Source organism: Pseudomonas sp. P5_A2_2 (assembly GCF_054177685.1).
In genome coordinates this window covers 1-4,917 of the sequence record NZ_JBGCUL010000310.1, presented here as the reverse complement: position 1 = coordinate 4,917, position 4,917 = coordinate 1, and the positions used below count along the sequence as shown (strand labels likewise).

4 protein-coding genes are annotated in these 4,917 nt (G+C 60.0%); 3 read left to right on the top strand and 1 reads right to left on the bottom strand.

Going from position 1 to position 4,917, the window contains the following annotated elements; translation table 11 throughout:
* A partial coding sequence (locus ACXRVY_RS17130; RefSeq protein WP_458237827.1) for an NAD-glutamate dehydrogenase domain-containing protein occupies positions 1-2,445 on the bottom strand: 2,445 nt, incomplete at its 3' end.
* Between the two features lie 504 nt (positions 2,446-2,949).
* Between ACXRVY_RS17130 and ACXRVY_RS17125 the strand changes: the two genes are divergently transcribed.
* The 3 genes from ACXRVY_RS17125 to ACXRVY_RS17115 all read left to right on the top strand — a co-directional run.
* Complete coding sequence (locus ACXRVY_RS17125; protein WP_223462908.1) at positions 2,950-3,303, top strand: hypothetical protein; 354 nt, start codon at positions 2,950-2,952, stop codon at positions 3,301-3,303.
* Positions 3,304-3,577: 274 nt separating this feature from the next.
* Positions 3,578-4,537 (top strand): AAA family ATPase, encoded by a 960-nt coding sequence (locus ACXRVY_RS17120; RefSeq protein WP_458237826.1) that lies wholly within the window; start codon positions 3,578-3,580, stop codon positions 4,535-4,537.
* A 5-nt stretch (positions 4,538-4,542) separates the two neighbouring features.
* On the top strand, positions 4,543-4,917 hold a 375-nt coding region (locus ACXRVY_RS17115; RefSeq protein ID WP_458237825.1), incomplete at its 3' end, for a DUF58 domain-containing protein.

The following is a 4,917-nucleotide window of genomic DNA, read 5'->3' as shown; positions in this document are numbered from 1 at the left end:
CACGTTGCCAAAGCGCAGGTGCACGCCTTCGACGCGCGGCGAGTAAACGAAGATTTCGAACTTCGGTACCGGCTTCGGCAGTTCGGGAATCAAGCGCGGGTTGAACTTGAAGCTGAAGTACGACTTGTTATGGCCGTTGGCATCGGTCTGGTAGAAGTTGGTGCGCAGGGTGGCCTTGATCAGGTCCAGGTAGCGACGCAGGATGCGGTCTTCGTTCAGTACCTGGACGTCGTCCAGGGCACTGTGAATCGCGTGTTCCAGGCGTTGCTGCTTGTCTCCCAGATCGTCGCCGGTCAGCTTGCGCGCCAGGTAGAAACGGGTCTTGAACAACCGGGTCAACTCGCGAGCGATGTCGGTGTGGTTGTTCAGGGTGCTGGCGATATAGCCCAGGTCGAAGCCCAGACGAATCTGCTTCATGTAGCGGGCGTAGGCACGCAGCAGCGCCACGTCGCGCCATGGCAGGCCGGCAGTCARTACCAGACGGTTGAACGCGTCGTTCTCGGCATCGCCGCGCACGATGTGGACAAACGCGTCCTGCAGCGTGTCGTTGAGTTGCTGGATGTCGAGTTCCAGGCCTTCGGCGGCGGTGAACGCGAAATCGTGAATCCAGAACTCGCGGCCACTGTTGTGGCGCAGGCGGTACGGGAATTCACCCAGCACGCGCAGACCGAGGTTTTCCAGGATCGGCAGGACATCGGACAACGCCAGCGGGGTATCGGCGTGGTACAGCTTGCAGTGCAGCATGCGCTGGCCGGACACCTGGCCCAGCGGCTGGTAGAAGCTCATCACCAGCGGATTTTTTTCGTTGAGGCTCAGCAGGTGCTGCATGTCGACCACCGCCGAGTGAGCGGCGAAACGCTCGCGGTAGCCGGCCGGGAAGCCTTTCGGGAAGTCAGCCAGCACGTTGGTGCCGTGGGCTTCGCCGAAGCTTTCGATGGTCAGGGCGGCGTAGTCGTCCTGCCAGCTGCGGCAGGCCTGCACCACTTCGCGTTCCAGCAACAGCGGGTCGATGTCGAGACGGTTTTTCGGGTCGACGCGCAGGATCAATTGCACGCGGGCCAGCACGGACTCGGAGAAGAACGTCCAGAACTCGCAATCGGTCGCTTTCAGGCGATCCATCAGCACATGCTGGATCTTCTGGCGCACTTCGGTGGAATAGATGTCACGCGGCACGTAAGCCAGGCAGTAGCAGAAACGGCCGTACGGGTCTTTGCGCAGGAACACGCGAATCTTGTTGCGTTCCTGGATCTGCACGATCGACATCACGGTGCTGAACAGCTCGTCCACCGGGGTCTGGAACAGATCGTCGCGCGGCAGCACTTCGAGCACCTGCGCCAGTTCCTTGCCCAGGTGGGCCTTGGCCTGGAAGCCGGAACGGTGTTCGATTTCCTCGACCTTGCGGCGGATGTACGGGATCACTCGCACGCTCTCGCCATACACCGACGAGGTGTACAGGCCCATGAATCGGCATTCCTTGATGACCTTGCCGTTGGCGTCAACTTCACGGATCGACACGAAATCCGGGTAAGCCGGACGGTGGACACGGCTTGGGTGCGAAGCCTTGGCGAACGACAGCAGGGTCGGTTCGCGCAGGTAGTTCACGGCGTAGTCTTCGATGCGCAGGTCATCGTAGGTCAGGCCGGCGCGCAGCAGTTTGGTCAGGCCGAGGAAGGAGTCCTTGTCATAGACGATGTGGCCGCCATCGGCTTCATCGCTGACCACGAACTCTTCGTAGCCGAGGAAGGTGAAGTGGTTACCCACCAGCCATTCCAGGAAGCTCTTGATTTCACTCTTCTCGTCGGCATCGACGGCGAACTGGCTGTTGTCCAGCATGGTCAGGATGTCCTGAACCTTGGCCTTCATCGGTTCGAAATCGCCGACGGCAACGCGGACTTCACCGAGCACCTGTTCCAGCTCTTTGCTCAGGACATTGAGCTCGGCGGTGTTGGCGCAGCGGTCGATTTCCAGGTACATCAGCGACTCTTGCTGAATGTCGTCGCCCTGGGTGCCTTTCGGCAGGATTTCCAACAGCTCGCCCTTGCTGCCACGACGCACGCTGAGCACGGTGGTTTGCAGGGTATGGATGCTGTAGCCGCGGCGGTTCAGCTCGGTACGCACCGAGTCCACCAGGAATGGCAGATCGTGGTGCAGCACTTCGACCGCGGTGTGGGTCGACTGCCAGCCGTGGCGTTCGTAATCGGGGTTGAAGACGCGCACTTGCGGTTGCGCGTGATCGAAGCGCTCAAGCAAGCGCCATGCAGAAAGGGTGCAACCAGCGAGGTCGGACATCCGACGCTGGGTCAGCTCGTCAAGGGAAATGATGCCGAAGAATTGTTCAGCGAACAGCGCCACTTGTGGCAGTGCCTGTTCATTGATGTGCTGCGCCAGTGCCGCTTGCAGTTGGTGCTGGAAGTCGGCTTTGCTGGCTGCGGTGAAGAACGCCATCTGTGGTACTCCGCTTGGGCTTGTTATTGATGAAAGCGTCGCGTGCAAAAACCCCTTGCGGGGCGGTCCGTCACCCGGTTCCTGATTCTCGGGCAGAGGAAACAGGGCGACAGGTGGATGAAGCTGGACGAGACACTCAGGTCACATTCACCGTCCGTGAATGGGCATCTGCAAAAACGACTGGGCTGCGTGCAGCGCAATGTCTTTACGGGTGCTCATCCGTTGCGCAGCTTAACGAGTGCGGCAAGACCCGTGCTTGCGGTGCTGCGACATATTCGGTCAACGGTACGCTGCTCAAGGCATGCGCATCGAACAACACTAGCATTCGCACAGGAAAATGACGGTTTTCCGTCCGGTTTTACGGGACTTGAGTACCAGAAATGACCAGTAACACTCTATCCGTCCACGACCGGGTCTTTGACACTCGGACGAGCAGAAATCTCCGCGGGCTGGCAAAATCGCCCTTTGTAGCGTTTACCACGCCCGCCGGGCCAGGAATTTCCCATGAAAATGAAAACCGCCCTCTTGATCGTCAACCCTTGCGATGACGAAGAAGACAACATGGCCATGCTCTGCTGCCACAGCGACCAGGGCGAAATGTTCCTGATGAGCCGCTACCCCGATGAAGACGAGCTGGAAATCACCCTCGACGGCGAGCCTTCGACCCTGGATGGCGTGAAAGTCACGCTCAGTCCTAACCTGTTGAAGATCGAAATTGCGGCGGCTGATGCTGATGCGTTGAATGGGGATGATGTGCTGGAAATCACCTTCGATGCCGACATGACGGACCTGGCTGAAGTGGAAGAGACCTTGCAGAACATTCTTGAAGGGACTGGCACCTTTATCAGCCAGCTCTGAATATCAGCGCCTGTTCCGGCCTCATCGCGAGCAGGCTCGCTCCTACAATTGATCGTCGTACACCGTCAATGTAGGAGTGAGCCTGCTCGCGATGGGGCCGGCACAGCCACCCAACCACTCCCCTGCTACGAAAATCCAGCAATTACCCCAACCATTTCCCCCACTTTGCACAAAATGCCGTTAGTCGCCGCCCCCCGCGATGGATTAAAGTAACGCCCCCAGCCCTGGCGTACTTCGAACGTCCTCGGCCACCCTTTTGCAGGAACAGTCATCGATGGAACATCGTGAAGCGCTACTCGCGCTGCGAACCTTTCTTTCAACGCAGATTCTCGGCCAGGAAAAACTCATCGAGCGCTTGCTCATCGCCCTGCTCGCCGACGGCCACATGCTGGTCGAGGGCGCCCCTGGCCTGGCCAAGACCAAGGCCATCAAAGAACTTGCCGAAGGCATCGAAGCCCAGTTCCACCGCATCCAGTTCACCCCTGACCTGTTGCCGGCCGACATTACCGGTACGGAAATCTACCGCCCGGAAACCGGCAGTTTCGTGTTCCAGCAAGGCCCGATTTTCCACAACCTGGTGCTGGCGGACGAAATCAACCGCGCCCCAGCCAAGGTTCAGTCGGCCTTGCTCGAAGCCATGGGCGAGCGGCAAGTCAGTGTCGGACGCAGCACCTATGAACTGTCGCCCTTGTTTTTGGTGATGGCCACACAGAACCCTATCGAGCAGGAAGRCACCTACCCGCTGCCCGAAGCCCAGCTCGACCGCTTCCTGATGCACGTGAAGATCGGTTTCCCGGACGCGACGGTTGAACGCAAGATCCTGCAACAGGCCCGTGGCGAAGCCCTGAACGGCGAAGCGAAACCTGAGCGTCGGGTTACCCAACAGACGATCTTCGCCGCACGCAAGGAAATCCTCGGCTTGTACATGGCCGACKCCGTGGAGGAATACCTGGTGCAACTGGTCATGGCCACCCGCACCCCGGCCAAGTTCGATCCGGAAATGGCCGAGTGGATCGCCTACGGCGCCAGCCCGCGCGGTTCGATTGCCCTGGACCGCTGCGCCCGCGCCCACGCCTGGCTGGCCGGGCGCGACTTCGTCAGCCCGGAAGACATACAGGCCGTGCTGTTCGACGTGCTGCGCCATCGCATCATTCTTTCCTTTGAAGCCGAAGCCGCTGGCATCGACCAGGACCGGGTGGTCCAGCGGATTCTCGACGTCGTAGCCGTCGCTTGACCCCGATGAAAGCCAGCCTGCCGCCCGAACCGGGCATCCGTGTCAGCCTCGCCGACCTGATCGAGATGCGCCATCGCGTGCGCGAAGTGCAGCTGTTTTCCACGCCGAGCCAACGCAGCCCGCTGATCGGCCTGCACCATTCCAAATTGCGCGGCCGTGGCGTCGACTTCGATCAGGTACGGGTCTATCAGGCCGGCGACGATGTGCGCACCATTGACTGGCGCGTGACCGCACGCACCCAGGAGCCTCACACCAAGCTGTTCCACGAAGAACGTGAGCGGCCGATTTTCATCATGGTCGAACAAAGCCGCCGGCTGTTTTTTGGCTCGGACCTGATGTTCAAATCAGTGCTCGCCGCACAGGCCGCGAGCCTGATCGGT